The 13,386-nt window shown below is 75.8% G+C and carries 14 protein-coding genes; 1 reads left to right on the top strand and 13 read right to left on the bottom strand.

From position 1 onward, the window contains the following. The first annotated feature begins 44 nt into the window (after window positions 1-44). Window positions 45-1,649 (top strand): bifunctional 3-(3-hydroxy-phenyl)propionate/3-hydroxycinnamic acid hydroxylase MhpA, encoded by a 1,605-nt coding sequence (gene mhpA, locus H505_RS0124050; RefSeq protein ID WP_026404017.1) that lies wholly within the window; start codon window positions 45-47, stop codon window positions 1,647-1,649. 61 nt (window positions 1,650-1,710) lie between these two features. Here the strand turns inward: mhpA and H505_RS0124045 are convergent, their stop codons facing one another. From H505_RS0124045 to H505_RS0123985, 13 genes are all read right to left on the bottom strand, one after another. Continuing rightward, entirely contained in the window at window positions 1,711-2,916 is a 1,206-nt protein-coding gene (locus tag H505_RS0124045) for a glycosyltransferase (protein WP_026404016.1), read from the bottom strand. Between the two features lie 51 nt (window positions 2,917-2,967). Then, window positions 2,968-3,930 carry a Gfo/Idh/MocA family protein gene (locus H505_RS0124040; protein WP_026404015.1) on the bottom strand — a complete coding sequence of 321 codons (963 nt, stop codon included), beginning with the start codon at window positions 3,928-3,930 and terminating at the stop codon, window positions 2,968-2,970. After that, the gene (locus tag H505_RS0124035; protein ID WP_026404014.1) at window positions 3,927-4,526 is read right to left on the bottom strand and encodes a dTDP-4-dehydrorhamnose 3,5-epimerase family protein; all 600 of its coding nucleotides are present in this window, start codon (window positions 4,524-4,526) and stop codon (window positions 3,927-3,929) included. The genes H505_RS0124040 and H505_RS0124035 overlap by 4 nt, the downstream gene beginning before the upstream one ends. Before the next feature lie 8 nt (window positions 4,527-4,534). Then, window positions 4,535-5,452: an ROK family protein gene (locus H505_RS0124030; RefSeq protein WP_034519596.1), complete on the bottom strand. Its 918-nt coding sequence runs from the start codon at window positions 5,450-5,452 to the stop codon at window positions 4,535-4,537. 5 nt (window positions 5,453-5,457) lie between these two features. Further along, on the bottom strand, window positions 5,458-6,207 hold the full coding sequence (locus H505_RS0124025) for an HAD-IA family hydrolase (RefSeq protein ID WP_084550723.1): 750 nt from the start codon (window positions 6,205-6,207) through the stop codon (window positions 5,458-5,460). Between the two features lie 15 nt (window positions 6,208-6,222). After that, a complete protein-coding gene (locus H505_RS0124020) occupies window positions 6,223-7,299 on the bottom strand; it encodes a Gfo/Idh/MocA family protein (protein ID WP_026404011.1) in 1,077 nt (358 codons plus the stop codon). Then, on the bottom strand, window positions 7,296-8,456 hold the full coding sequence (gene rifK / locus H505_RS0124015; RefSeq protein ID WP_026404010.1) for a 3-amino-5-hydroxybenzoate synthase: 1,161 nt from the start codon (window positions 8,454-8,456) through the stop codon (window positions 7,296-7,298). The genes H505_RS0124020 and rifK overlap by 4 nt, the downstream gene beginning before the upstream one ends. Before the next feature lie 159 nt (window positions 8,457-8,615). Beyond that, the gene (locus H505_RS0124010; RefSeq protein WP_026404009.1) at window positions 8,616-9,419 is read right to left on the bottom strand and encodes a shikimate dehydrogenase family protein; all 804 of its coding nucleotides are present in this window, start codon (window positions 9,417-9,419) and stop codon (window positions 8,616-8,618) included. After that, entirely contained in the window at window positions 9,416-10,684 is a 1,269-nt protein-coding gene (locus H505_RS44030; RefSeq protein ID WP_051301101.1) for a 3-deoxy-7-phosphoheptulonate synthase, read from the bottom strand. Before H505_RS44030 ends, H505_RS0124010 begins: the two co-directional genes overlap by 4 nt. Then, window positions 10,681-11,805 carry a 3-dehydroquinate synthase family protein gene (locus tag H505_RS44025; RefSeq protein ID WP_157433108.1) on the bottom strand — a complete coding sequence of 375 codons (1,125 nt, stop codon included), beginning with the start codon at window positions 11,803-11,805 and terminating at the stop codon, window positions 10,681-10,683. The genes H505_RS44030 and H505_RS44025 overlap by 4 nt, the downstream gene beginning before the upstream one ends. Then, entirely contained in the window at window positions 11,802-12,002 is a 201-nt protein-coding gene (locus tag H505_RS0123995; RefSeq protein WP_026404008.1) for a hypothetical protein, read from the bottom strand. The genes H505_RS44025 and H505_RS0123995 overlap by 4 nt, the downstream gene beginning before the upstream one ends. 33 nt (window positions 12,003-12,035) lie before the next feature. Further along, window positions 12,036-12,812, bottom strand: coding sequence for an arylamine N-acetyltransferase (locus tag H505_RS0123990; protein WP_084550721.1), 777 nt, complete (start codon window positions 12,810-12,812; stop codon window positions 12,036-12,038). Window positions 12,813-12,828: 16 nt separating this feature from the next. After that, window positions 12,829-13,386, bottom strand: a 558-nt coding sequence (locus H505_RS0123985; protein ID WP_157433107.1) for an acyl carrier protein, incomplete at its 5' end; no start/stop codon positions are given.

The following is a 13,386-nucleotide window of genomic DNA, read 5'->3' as shown; positions in this document are numbered from 1 at the left end:
GGCAGAACTCGGCCTGCCGATAAACGCGGACCTGTGAGGTTTTCTTGACGGACGCGGACGTCATCATCGTGGGCAACGGGCCGGTCGGCGCCACCCTGTCGGTGCTGCTCGGGCGGCGCGGGTGGCGGGTGGCGGTGCTCGAACGCCGCCCCCGGCCGTACCGGCTGCCCAGGGCGACCAGTTTCGACGGGGAGACCGCCCGGCTGCTGGCCGCGACCGGGATCGGCCCGGACCTCGGCCGCATCACCGAACCCGCCGGCGGCTACCAGTGGCAGAGCGCCGCCGGCGAGGCGCTGCTGGACATCGCGTTCACAACGGCCGGTCCGTACGGCTGGCCGGACGCCAACACGATGCACCAGCCGGCGCTGGAGGAGCTGATCGCGGCCAGGGCGGACGCCCTCCCCGAGGTCACCGTGTTGCGCGGGCACGAGGTGGTGGACATCGCCGACGGCGACCCGCACGTCGAGGTCGCCGTCGCCGGCGCGGACGGCGCCGCGCGGACCCTGACCGCGCGGTGGGTCGTCGGGTGCGACGGCGCCAACAGCTTCGTGCGCGACCGCCTCGACGTGCCGGTGACCGACCTCGGGTTCTCCTACGAGTGGCTGCTGTGCGACGTCGAGCTCCGCGAACCGCGCGAGTTCGTCCCCACGAACGTGCAGATCTGCGACCCGGCCCGGCCCACGACCCTGGTCGGCAGCGGCCCCGGGCGGCGGCGCTGGGAGTTCATGCGGCTGCCGGACGAGAGCGCGGCCGAGCTGAACCGGGAGGAGACGGCGTGGCGGCTGCTGGCCCCGTTCGACGTCACCCCCGGCAACGCCGTGCTCCTGCGCAGCACCACCTACATCTTCCAGGCCAGGTGGGCCGAGCGGTGGCGGGTGGGGCACGTGCTGCTGGCGGGCGACGCGGCGCATCTCATGCCGCCGTTCGCCGGGCAGGGCATGTGCTCCGGCATCCGGGACGCGGTGAACCTCGCGTGGAAGCTCGACCTGGCGCTCGGCGGGTCGGCCCCCGAGTCCCTCCTGGACAGCTACGCCGAGGAGCGCCGCGCGCAGGCCAGGGAAGCGATCCTGGCGTCGGTCCAGCTCGGCCGGGTGATCTGCGTGACGGACGCGGAGGCCGCCGCCGAGCGCGACGCCACGGTGCTGGCCGGGCGGCGCGGCAAGCCGCCGACGCGGCCGGAGCCGGCGAAGGCCCTCGCGACCGGGCTGCTGCACCGGCGGCCGGGGGCGGCGGCGGCCGAACCGCCGGCGGGCGAGGTCGTGCCGCAGGGGCGGGTGCGGCGGCGGGGCGCGTCCGGGTTGTTCGACGACGTGGTCGGCCGCGGGTTCGTCCTGCTGACGGCGGACGATCCGCGCACCGTGCTCGACGCGGAGCGGCGCGCGTTCCTCGACGGCCTGGGCGCCCGCGTGGTGCGGCTGCTGCCGCCCGGAAGCGCGCCGGACGGGAACGCGGTGGACGAGGGCGCGCCGGACGAGGGTGTCGTGGACGAGGACGGCGTCTACCTGCCGTACCTGGCGCGGTTCTCCGCGACCTCCCTGCTCGTCCGGCCGGACTACCACGTCTTCGGGGCCGCGAGCGGCCCGGCCGCCACCGCGGACCTGGTGGACGATCTGCGGGGCCGGTTGCGCGCCGCCGCACCGACCGGCTGAGGCGCCGCCCGGCCCGGGCGGCGCGCGGGCGCGGCGCCCGGCCGGGCGGGTCAGTTCCCGATCAGTTCCCGATCAGATCGCGGAGCAGCCGCGCGGCGACCGCGGCCCCGTCGGTGCGGACCGTGTCGGCCGCGGCCTTCGCGCGGGCGGCGGTCCCGGGCGTCAGGACCTTCCCGAGCGCGGCCGACAGGGACGCGAAGGTCGGGGCGGGGTCCTCGGCCGCGCCGATGCCCAGCTCGGCCACCTGCGCGGCCCACCACCGCTCGTCCGTGAGCTGGGGCACCACCACCTGCGGCGCGCCGGCGCGGGCGGCCGTCCACGTGGTGCCCGCGCCGCCGCGATGGACGACGGCGGCCACCCGGCCGAACAGGGCCTGGAGGTTGGTCTCGCCGACGGCGAGGCAGTCGTCCCCGGCCGCGACCCCGTCCCGGTCGGCCCAGCCGCTGGAGACGACGACGCGGCGGCCGAGCGCGCGGGCCGCCTCGACGGCCGTCCGGGTCGCGTCCGGGGTGCTCATGGGCATGCTGCCGAAGCCCACGTACACCGGCGGCGTCCCGGCGTCCAGGAAGGCGGCGAGCTCGGGCGGGAGCGGCCGGTCGTCGGGCAGGACCCACGCGCCGGTCTGCACGACGTCCGGGTCCGGCAGCTCCCCCCACGGCCCGAGGACCGGGTCGGCGGCCAGCCACGGCCGGTCGGTGTAGGCGTGGCGGCAGACGTCGTCCACCGGCGGGAGGCCGGCGGCGCTCCGGTGGGCGTTGAGCGGCGCGCCGTACAGCCCGTGCATGATCGCGGCGTCGGCGTCCCACAGCGACCGGTTGTCGGCCGCGCCCGCCGGGTGCGGCCGGCCCGCCCGCGGCAGCGGCGGGTAGTGCGGGGACGGCAGCGAGAACGGGTGGTAGCACGCGTACACGTACGGGACGCCCCGCTTCTCGGCCACCGACCGCACGCCGGCCGGGAGCATCCCGGCCGCAAGGACCGCGTCGCACCCCTCGGCCGCCGCGGCGACCGGGCCGAAGTGCGCGGCGACCATCTCCGCCGCGAGCGCGGCGGCCGAGTCCGCGGGCGGCCCCTTCCTGGTCACCAGCCCGCGCACCGACGGCCCGAAGGGCACCAGCGGCACGCCGATGCCGGCGAACAGCGCGGCGAACTCCTCGTCCGGCGGCGCGCACACCCGCGCCTCCACGCCGAGGTCCCGCAGCCGGAGCGCGAGCCCGGCCAGCGGCTGGACGTCTCCGCGCGACCCGTACGAGACGAGCAGTGCACGCATGTCGGAACTCCGTCCGCGTAGGTTCAGCCGTTCTGCGTTATCCGTGTCGGTTCACAGGTCGACGATCCGCGCCCGCGCGAGGATCTCGTCGACCAGCGCCGCCTGTGCGAGCGACATCCGGGTCCATTCGGTGAGGTCGGCCCGGCCCCGGACCGCGTCGGCGAAGGCCGCGACGATGTTGGCGAAGTGGTCGTCGCCGGGGAGGGTGATCTCCTCCACGCGGTCCTGGCGTTCGATCCGGACCACCGGCCGGTGGCTCGGCGGGGGCGTGAACGCCCGGTCCAGCGTCAGCCTGCCCGTGCTCCCGGTCAGCTCGTAGAAGGTGCGGTACGCGTGGTCCATGCCGAACCGCAGATGCGCGGGGACGCCGCGAGCATCGCACAGCAGCACGTCGCCGGCCTGCACGGTGCCGTCCCGGCGGAGGACGGCGCCCACGAGGGCGAGGTCCGGTCCGAGGTGGTGGAGCGCGGTGCGGAGGGGGTAGACGCCGAACTCCAGCGCGCCGTCGCCCATGGCCCGCCGGTAGCGGAAGTCGTCCCGCGGCCGCGGCGGCATGGTGAACGCGGCGGCGAAACCGCGGACCTCGCCGATCGCGCCGTCCGCGACCATCGCGGCCACGGCGCCGTGCTGGGAGTGGTGGAGGGCCATGAAGTTCTCCATCACCACCAGCCCGGACTCGGCGGCCCGCGCGAACAGGGCGGCGGCTTCGGCGCGGGTGCGGGTCAGCGGCTTCTCCACCAGCGCGTGCTTGCCGGCGGCCAGCGCCCGTTCGGTCCAGGCGGCGTGCAGCGCCGGGGGCAGCGCCACGTACACCGCGTCCACGTCGGACCGCTTGAGGACGCCCTCGTACGTCTCCGGCTCGCATCCGAAGCGGTCGGCGAAGCGCCGGGCCTTGCCGGGGTCGCGGCTGCCCGTCGCGACGACGTCGATGCCGGGGGCGGCGACGAGGGTGGGCGCCATGCGGCGCCACACGATGTCGCCGCAGCCGAGCACCCCCACGCGCAGGCCGGTCATGCCGTGCTCCCGGCGTAGTACCGCCGGCATTCCTCGTAGGTGGGCAGCATGTCCTTCGCCGCGGCCTCGGCGAGCGTGGGGGCCGCGCGGTCCTTCGCCGACATGATCGGCGGCCCGGGGAGCTTCCAGGGCAGGGCCAGGTCCGGGTCCAGCGGATCGATCATGATCATCGTGCCGGGCACGTACTCCCGGGAGCACAGGTAGCTCATGCACGCGTCGTCGGTCAGCGCGAGGAAGGCGTGCCCGATGCCGTCGGCGAAGTACACCGACACACCGGACCCCTCTTCCTGGTGGACGACGTCGTGGCAGCCGAACGTCGGGGAGCCGACGCGCAGGTCGACCGCGATGTCCATCACGCGGCCCCGCACGCACGACACGATTTTCTCCTGCCCCGGCGGGACGACCGTGCCGTGCACGCCCCGCACGGTGCCGCGGCGGGACACCGAGTAGTTCACCTGCGCCACCCGGAACGGCCGTCCGACGCGCTCCTCGAACGCCGACCAGCGGAACGCCTCGTAGAAGCGGCCGCGGTTGTCGCCCTTGTGCTCGGGGGTGATCCGGTAGGCGCCCTCGATCGACATGGGGGCGATGTCCATACACGCTCCTAGGGTTCTCTCGGCGCCGTTTCCTCGGACGCGACCAGCCGGGCCAGCGCCAGCGCGCCGTGCAGCGACGACAGGCCGCCCAGCCGGGCGGGCTCCACCGGCGGCGGGTCGTGGCCCGGGCGCGCCGTCCGGGCCAGGTGCGCGGCGACCCGGTCGACGGCGGCGGGGACGCCCGCCGCGAAGCCGCCGCCGATGACCGCGCGCTCCGGCCGGACCAGTTCCCGCACGCTCGCGACCGCCGCGGCCAGCGCCCGGCAGCTCCGGTCGACCGCGGCGACGGCCCAGGACCGCTCGGCGCGCAGCGCGTCCCGCAGTTCCGCGGGCGCGACGGCCGAGCCTCGCAGCCGCTCCGCGCGGCGCAGCGTGGCCGGTCCGGACGCGACCGCCTGCAGGCAGCCCCGCCGCCCGCAGGCGCACGGCGCGCCGTCCAGGTCGACGGTGACGTGCCCGATCTCGAACGATCCCCGCCCCGGTCCGGGCACCGGCGCGCCGTCCAGGACCAGTCCGCCGCCGATCCCGGTGCCGACACCGATGTAGAGCAGGTCGCCGCAGCCCGCCGCGCGCGCCTCGGCGAGCGCGCCGAGGTCGCCGTCGTCGGCCCAGCCGACGCGCGTCCCGGGGAAGAGCCGCCGGAACGCGGCGTCCAGGTCCAGGCCGGTCCATTCCGGACGGCTGGGCCAGGCGGCGACCCGGCCCGCCGGGCCGACCGTCGCGGGCAGCGCGACGCCCACCGCCCGGGGCGCGGTGCCGGTCCTCGCCCGCAGCTCCGCCACGTGCTCGGTGAGCTGGGCGAGGTCCCGGTCGGCGCTGTGCCGCGGCCCCCACGCGAACGCGGTCTCCGCGGCGGGCCCGGCGTCCGGCTCGGCCCGGAGGGCGACCTTGGTGCCGCCGACGTCGATGCCGAGGTAGGGGGCCACGCGCGTCAACGTCCGGGGACGGCGGGGCACAGGTCCAGCAGGTCCGACGGGCGCCGCAGCACCGCGTCCGGGCCGGCGGCGAGCAGTTCGGCCTCGTCGGGGCCGGCCCACAGCGCGGCGGCCGAGGCGACGCCGGCGCCCTGGGCGCTGGCCAGGTCGGTCGGCGCGTCGCCGACCATCACGGCGCGGCCGGCGGGGACGCCGAGCAGGCTCAGCGCGCGCTCCACGATGTCGGGGGCGGGTTTGGGCCGGTCGACCTCGTCGGAGCCGATCACGTGCTCGAAGAACGGGAGCAGGCCGAGCCGGTCCAGCAGCGAGCGCGCCCGCGGGCCGCTCTTGCCGGTGGCGACGGCGAGCCGCAGCCCGCGGACCCGCAGGGTCAGCAGCAACTCGGCGACCCCGTCGAACACCGTCACCCGGTCGGCGAGCCGGTAGCTCTCCCGGACGAACGGCTCCTCCATCGCGAGCGGCAGGTCCATGATCCGCATGATGTCCGGGAAGTAGCGGCCCAGGTGCCGCCGGTACTCCTCGAACGGCGCGGGGCCGTCGCCGACGACCTCGGCGTAGGCGACGGCGAACGCCTCGCGCATCACCGCGAAGCTGTCGACCACCACCCCGTCCAGATCGAAGACGACGGCGTGCCGGTTCTCCGCGAACACGTCGGACACGACGAGCGCGCCGGGCGCGTCGAACGCCTCGGACGCGTCGAGCGGCTCGGCCAGGGCGCCCGGCCGTTCGCCCGGGTGGACTGCCATGGGGCATCTCCGGATCTACTGGAAGGCGGGCACGGTTCGCCGGGCGCGCGCCGAGTGCGCGCAGGCGTAGAAGCTCTCGATCATTTCCACGATGGGCCGGGCCTCGGCGACGGCCCGTCCGCGGTGCCCCGGGTCCGCGAGCATCGGGACCAGGTCGTCCAGCTGCCGCCGGTACTCCGCGCCGATCTCCTCGGCCGGCAGGACCGGCCGGGCGGTGACGCCCTCGCGGGTCACCGCCAGCGCCGGTTCGGGGTGCCGGTTGGGGCTGAACCCGAACGTGCACCGCAGCTCCGCGGTGCCCGCGCTGCCCTCGACCCGGATCACCGAGACGTCCCGCGCCCGGTGCGAGGCCCAGCTCGCCCGCAGCGACACCGAGACGCCGTCGTCGCGGACGAGGAAGCCGCGCGCGGTGTCCTCGACGTCGGCGGTGCCGGCGGCGGGCCGGTCCCGCCGCCACGCCGCGCCCCACTCCGCCGCGTTGACGAAGTCGTCCGACGTCACGCCGGCCACCTGCGCGAACCGGTCCGGGCCGAGCAGGTACGCCAGCGTGTCGAGCAGGTGCCAGCCGAGGTCGAGCAGCGCGCCGCCGCCGGCCGTGTCGCGCCGGGTGAACCAGCCCCCGGCCTGCGGGACGCCGCGGGCGCGCACCCAGGCCAGGTCGACGTGCCGGACGTCGCCCAGCTCCGGCAGGGTCCGCGCCAGCGCCCGGACGTCGGCGCGGTACCGGGCGGCGCTCCCGGCCAGCAGCGTCCCGCCGCCGCGTTCGGCGACCGCGAGGACGTCGACCTCGGCGGGGGTGAGGCACAGCGGCTTCTCCAGGAAGACGGTGATCCCGCCGGCCAGCAGCGCGCCGGCCACTTCGACGTGCAGATGGTTGGGCACGGCGACGACGGCCAGGTCGACCGCCCGCGGGGTGAGCGCGTCCACCGCGGGGTGCGCGGTGACGCCCGTCGCCGCGCGGAACGCCTCGCGGACGGCCGGGTCGGGGTCCACGGCGGCGACCACCTCGAAGTCGGCGTGCTCGCGCAGCCGGGGGAACCACAGCTCCCGCCCCGCCCAGCCGAGCCCGACCAGCGCCACCCGGACGCTCATGCGGAGGCCACGAGGTCGGCGATGATCTCGGCGGCGGCGCGGATCTCCGGCTCCCCCGCCAGCAGGACGCGGTGGTGCAGCCAGACGCAGTCGCGGCTGATGGCCTCGGTGTTGGGGCAGCGCTCCCCGATCGCGTCCGGCGTCTCCGCGGGCGCCCCGATCTCCCAGAACGCCTCGGTGCGGTGGATCGCGCGGAACGCGGCGAACGCGGGCACGCCGGCGGCGACGAGGCGGTCGACGAGGGCGTTGCGCCGCTCCTCGGTGATCCCGGGGACGCGGAACATCGCCATGTAGTGCGAGTGCCGGTCGGCGCGCACGTCGTCCGCCTGCGGGACGACGCCGTCGATCCGCGCGAGCAGCGGGGACAGCAGCTTCCAGCGCTCGTCCCGGACCGCGATCTGCTCGTCGAGGCGGCGCAGCTGGGCCCGCAGCACCGCCGCCGAGAACTCGTTCATCCGCAGGTTGGAGCCCGCGATCCGGTGGAAGTAGCGGCGGTCGTCCCGGGGGCGGCCGCAACTGTGGCGCAGGAACGCCGTCTCGTACATGTCGCCGTCCGGGAACAGCACCGCGCCGCCCTCGCCCGCGGTCATCAGTTTGCCGTTCTGGAAGCTGAACGCCGCGACGCCGCCGAGCTCGCCGACGCGCCGCCCCTGCCAGCGCGCGCCGTGGGCGTGCGCGGCGTCCTGCAGCAGCGGCACCCCGGACTCGGCGGAGATCTTGCCGAGCGCGTCCATGTCCGCCATGAGCCCGGCCATGTGCACCGGCATGATCACGCGGGTGCGGGGGGTGAGGGCGGCGGAGACCGCCGCCGGGTCGAGGTTGTAGGTGCCGGCGTCGACGTCGACCGGGACCGCGACCGCGCCGAGCCGCTGGGCCGCCTGGGAGGAGGAGATGAAGGTGAAGGCCGGCACGATCACCTCGGTGCCCGGCCCGACGCCCATGCACTGCAGGGCGAGTTCGAGCGCGTGCGTCCCGGTGGTGGCCGCCAGCGCGTGCGCGGCGCCGTGGTGCGCGGCGAACTCGTGCTCGAACGCGTCCACCTCGCTGCCGCCCATGCGCCACCACTGGCCCTGCTCCAGCGCACGGATCAGGCCGTCCCGCTCTGCGTCGTCGTACTGCGGCCATTGGGGGAATTCGGGCGCCTGTCGTGCGTTCATGTCTCTCCGAATCTCCGCTCAAGTCCAAAGTGGGGAAATCACTGGAACGACGGGCTCGCTGCTCAACCGCACCTCGCACGAATTGAGTGGATCAGCCTCTCCGCTCAAAATATTCGGGCCGCTGTGCGGCCACATCCCTCGGTCTGGTAGTCGTCGCTCTCACCCGAGGCCGTAAAAGGCGCGGTAGGAGCCGACTTGGCCTTCGAGCATATGGATTCCGTAATGGACGCGGTGGCCGAGTGCCGCCGCCGTACGGAGAAGTCGTGTTTCGCGGGGCTCCATAATGATGTCGGCCACCACGGCGCCGGGCGGGAGCCGGTCGGGCCGGAATGGCAGCGGATCGCCGGCGCGCAGCCCGAGCGGGGTGGCGTTCACGGCGATGTCGGCCCCGTCGAGGAGCGGCTCGGCCGAGACGGCGGTGCGGCCCGGCCAGTGCGCGTCCAGCCGCGCCCGCAGCGCGTCCCGCTTCGCGGCGTCCGGGTCGCAGACCGACAGCCGCTTCGCGCCCGCCGCCAGCAGCGCGGCCGCGATGGCGCTGCCCGCCCCGCCCGCCCCGGCGAGCGCCACCCGCGCCCCCGCGGGGTCGTGGCCCGCGCCCGTGAGGCCGGCGACGAAGCCCAGGCCGTCGAAGTTCTCGGCGTACCAGGCGCCGTCGGGCTCCCGCCGGAGCGCGTTGGCGCTCCCGGTGATCTCGACCGTCCGGCTGCGGCGGTCGGCGAGCGCGGCGGCGGCCGCCTTGTGCGGCACCGTGACGAAGATGCCGTCGACGTTGCCGGCGCGGCGCAGCCCGCCGACGACCTCTTCCAGGTGCTCGGGCCGCGCGTGCACCGGGACCAGCACCGCGTCGACGCCCAGCCGCGCGAACAGCGGGTTCAGCAGCGCGGGCGACCGGACCTGGGCGACGGGATCGCCCACCACGGCGTACAGCCGGGTGGTGCCGCTGATGGGGTGGTTCGCCGTCATCGCGGCCTCCTCTGCGGGACGTCCCCGCGGCCGGCGCGCAGCAGCCGCGCGGCGGACCGGGCGAGGTCGAGCGACTGCCCGGCGTTGAGCCGCGGGTCGCAGGCGGTCAGGTAGCGGGCGGGCAGCGCCCGCTCGGTGATCGCGGCGGGGCCGCCGAGGCATTCGGTCACGTCGTCGCCCGTCACCTCGACGTGCAGGCCGCCCGGGTGGGTGCCGAGGCGCCGGTGCACCTCGACGAACCCGGCGAACTCGTCGGCCACGTGCGCCAGGTCCCGGGTCTTGTAGCCGTTCCCCGACGTGCGGGTGTTGCCGTGCATCGGGTCGCACTGCCAGATCACCTCGTGCCCGGAGGCGTTGACCTTCTCCACGATCGGCGGGAGCAGGTCGCGGACCAGGGCGTGCCCCATCCGGCTCACCAGCGTCAGCCGCCCCGGGGTGCGGTGCGGGTCGAGCCGCCGCACGTACTCGACGGCCTCCTCCGGCGTCACGCTCGGGCCGATCTTGACGCCGATCGGGTTGGTCAGCAGCTCCGCGAACGCGACGTGCGCCCCGTCGAGGCCGCGGGTGCGCTCGCCGATCCACAGCGCGTGCGCCAGCCCGCTCGACAGCCGGGGCTCCGGGCCGCCGGCGTCCACCCACAGCACGGTCCGCTCGTAGTCGAGCAGGAGCAGCTCGTGGCTGACGAACGTCTCCTCGCGGTCGGACGCGCCCGCGCCGAACCCGCGGACCAGGGCCATCGCCTCGGCCGCGTGCGCGCGGGCGCGGGCCATCCGGTCGGGGTCGGGCGTCCTCGCGGCGAGGGCGGGTTCCGTGGAGTTGACGATGTCGCCGCGGTAGACGGGCAGCCCCCGCCCGTCGACGGCGTTGGAGCGGGGCTTGGCGTACTGCCCCGCCATCCGCGCCACCTTGACCACCGGCAGGCCGGACGCCTCGGCGAGCACGGCCGCCATCGCGTGCAGCACCCGCAGGTTGCCGTGCACGTGCGGGGCGGTGGTGTCGGCGAACGTCTCGGCGCAGTCGCCGCCCTGGAGCAGGAACGCGTCCCCGCGCGCGACCGCCGCGAGCCGGTCGGACAGCCGCGCGGTCTCGGCCGGCTCCACGACCGGGTCCGCGCGGTGCAGCGCGCCGAGGACGGCGCCCGCCCGGTCCGGGTCCGGCCAGTCCGGCTGCTGCGCGGCGGGCCGGGCCAGCGCCTCGTCCAGCTTCCGCGCCAGCAGCCGGTCCACCGGGCCGCCCGCGTGCCGGGGGTGCGGGAACCGCCTCATGCCGGCGCCGCATCGGTCACGGGGGCATCGGTCACGGGGGCGTCGGTGGCCGGGGTGCCGGTCGCTGGGGCCCCGGTCGCCGCGGGCCCGGTCAGTTCGTCCAGGGGCGCGCGGGGCATGCCGGCGAGGACGTCGACGACCGCGTCCTCCGGGACGTCCCGCACGAGTTCCGCGCCGGCGGGCCCGTCCAGCACGAAGCCGAGCCCGTCGACCGCCTTCTTGTCGCGGCGCATCTGGCGGACGAGCGCCGCGGGGTCGACGCCGGCGGGCAGCGCGGCCGGCAGGCCGTAGTGCCGGACGACCGCCAGGTGCTCGGCCACCCGGGGCGGGCCGATGCGGCCCAGCGCGCCCGCCAGCCGCCCCGCGAAGACCGTGCCGATCGCGACCGCCTCGCCGTGCCGCAGCCCGAACCCGGTCGCGACCTCCAGCGCGTGGCCGAGGGTGTGGCCGTAGTTGAGCAGGTGCCGCACCCCGGCGTCGCGTTCGTCCGCCGCGACGATGCCCGCCTTCAGCGTCACGCTCGCGGCGATCTGCTCGGCGAGCGGCAGGCCGCGCAGGTCGCCCGCGCCGATGAAGTGGCAGCGGGCGATCTCGCCGAGCCCGTTCAGCAGCTCCCGCCGCGGCAGCGTCGACAGGTGGTCGGTGTCGCACAGCACCGCGCGGGGCTGCCAGAACGCCCCGACGAGGTTCTTGCCGTCGGGCAGGTTCACCGCCGTCTTCCCGCCGACGCTGGCGTCCACCTGCGCCAGCAGCGACGTGGGCAGGTGCACCACGGCCACGCCCCGGTGGTACAGCGCGGCCGCCAGCCCGACGACGTCGGTGGTCGTCCCGCCGCCGCAGGACACGACGACGTCCGACCGGGTGAGCCCGAACCGCACGAACTCGCCGCACAGCGCCTCCACCGTCGCGAGCGTCTTGGCCCGCTCGCCGTCCCGGGCGGGCAGCAGCAGGGTCTCCACGCCCGTGTCGGGCACCCATTCCGCCGGGCGGGCCGACACCACGACGGCCCGTTTCGCGCCCAGCCCCCGGACCACCCCGGCGAGCGACGCGCGCACCCCCGGCCCGACGAGCACGTCGTAGGAGCGGTCCCCGAGGGGCACCGGGATCGTCGTCGCCGTCACGTCGCCGTCTCCCAGGCGTCCCGTCCGCTCGGGGAGGCCGGGACGTCCGGGGCCGGGGGCACGGTGCCCGCCGTCCCCGGCGCCGGGGCGCCCCCGTGGCCGCCCCCGTAGAAGGCGTACACGAGCCGGCAGTACGCCGCGTATCCGGTGCGGTAGAAGTCGACGAACTTGGTGAGCGAAGAATCCTCGTTCTCCATCTTTGCCCTTCGTGGTCGCGACCGAGCGCGTGCTCAGTCCAGGTCGCCGGAGAGGATGCGGGCCAGCAGCGCCCGGTGCTCGTCGTCGTCGACGATCGTGCGCACCTGCTCGCGGCCGTCGCGGACGGTGAGGAAGCGGCGCTGCCGCAGGAAGACCTGGCCGTCCGCGACGGCCCGGCCGCACAGGACCTCCCGGGTGTCGGTGCGTCCCGCGTCCGCCACGATCCGCCGGAAGTCGTCCTCCAGTTCCTTCCAGTCGCTCCATCGGCGGGGTTCGAGCGTGAACGTGTAGACGACGCTCCACCGCGTGGCCGGCCCCCGGCGCTGCAGCGCGGTCCCGTCCTCGCGCGGGACCAGCCGGAACCGGCTCCCGTACTGGGACTGCACGGCGTCGGTGACCAGCAGCGGCTCCACGTAGGTCGGCCCCGGGTAGCCGACGTCGGTCAGCCATGCGGCGCCGTCCAGCAAGACGCGGTTGAACATGTGCTCGATGTCGGTGCCGAAGTTGTCCCGGCCCTCGGCGGTGACGCCCGCCAGCAGCGCGACGTCGTAGCCGAGCTCGCGCAGCAGCCGGTGGAACAGGCGGTTCAGGTGGTAGCAGGCGCCGCCGCGCCCCTGGACGATGCTCGTCTCGAAGATCTCGTCGTCGTCGAGGTCGACGATCTGGACGCCGTCGGCGAGGTCGTAGGCGGCGCTGTTGTACGGGACGGCCATCAGGTGGTTGCGCTGGAGCCTCCGCAGCGTCGCGATGTCCGCGGCGGTCTCGCCGGCGCAGCCGATCCGGCGGAGGTACTCCTCCACGTCGAACACGTCATTCCTCCTCGGGTCAGACCGAGACCGCGACCGGGGCCGCTTCCCGGTCGCCTTCGTGGTCGCCGAGCACCAGGTCGTGCAGGTAGGCGGCGATGCTCTCCGGTGTCGGGTAGGCGAAGACGAGGTTGGGGACGACCTTCCGGTCGGTGAGCCGGTTGAGCCGGTTGCGCAGCTCGATGGCGGTGAGCGAGTCGAACCCGAGCTCGAAGAGCCCCTGGTCCGCGTCGATGCGGTCGGACGCGCCGTAGCCCAGCACCGCGGCCACCTGGGCCCGCACCAGGTCGAGCAGGACCTTCTCCCGTTCGGCGGCCGGCAGTCCGGCCAGCCGCTCCGGCAGCCGTCCGCGCTCGTCGTCGGCGGTCGCGGTGTGCGCCGCCTGCCGTCCCGCTCGGACCAGGCCGCGCAGCATGTGCGGCACCGCCCCGCCCGCCGCGGCGTCGGCGCGGACGCTGCGCAGGTCGATCCGGGCGGGGACGAGGAGCGAACGCCCGGAACCGAGCGCGGCCTCGAACAACTCCATCCCCTCGGCCTGCGACATCAACTGCAGACCGCCACGCCTGCTCATCCGGGA

Origin of the sequence: Actinomadura rifamycini DSM 43936, assembly GCF_000425065.1 — a bacterium.
Lineage (GTDB): Bacteria > Actinomycetota > Actinomycetes > Streptosporangiales > Streptosporangiaceae > Spirillospora > Spirillospora rifamycini.
This window is presented reverse-complemented; position numbering and strand designations above follow the sequence as displayed.

What these genes read in the sequence shown, in the direction of transcription:
- H505_RS0124045 (WP_026404016.1), bottom strand. Translation starts at nt 2,916, where the DNA reads ATGCGTGCACTGCTCGTCTCGTACGGGTCGCGCGGAGACGTCCAGCCG.
- H505_RS0124040 (WP_026404015.1), bottom strand. Translation starts at nt 3,930, where the DNA reads ATGACCGGCCTGCGCGTGGGGGTGCTCGGCTGCGGCGACATCGTGTGG.
- H505_RS0124035 (WP_026404014.1), bottom strand. Translation starts at nt 4,526, where the DNA reads ATGGACATCGCCCCCATGTCGATCGAGGGCGCCTACCGGATCACCCCC.
- H505_RS0124025 (WP_084550723.1), bottom strand. Translation starts at nt 6,207, where the DNA reads ATGGCAGTCCACCCGGGCGAACGGCCGGGCGCCCTGGCCGAGCCGCTC.
- H505_RS0124020 (WP_026404011.1), bottom strand. Translation starts at nt 7,299, where the DNA reads ATGAGCGTCCGGGTGGCGCTGGTCGGGCTCGGCTGGGCGGGGCGGGAG.
- rifK (WP_026404010.1), bottom strand. Translation starts at nt 8,456, where the DNA reads ATGAACGCACGACAGGCGCCCGAATTCCCCCAATGGCCGCAGTACGAC.
- H505_RS0124010 (WP_026404009.1), bottom strand. Translation starts at nt 9,419, where the DNA reads ATGACGGCGAACCACCCCATCAGCGGCACCACCCGGCTGTACGCCGTG.
- H505_RS44030 (WP_051301101.1), bottom strand. Translation starts at nt 10,684, where the DNA reads ATGAGGCGGTTCCCGCACCCCCGGCACGCGGGCGGCCCGGTGGACCGG.
- H505_RS0123995 (WP_026404008.1), bottom strand. Translation starts at nt 12,002, where the DNA reads ATGGAGAACGAGGATTCTTCGCTCACCAAGTTCGTCGACTTCTACCGC.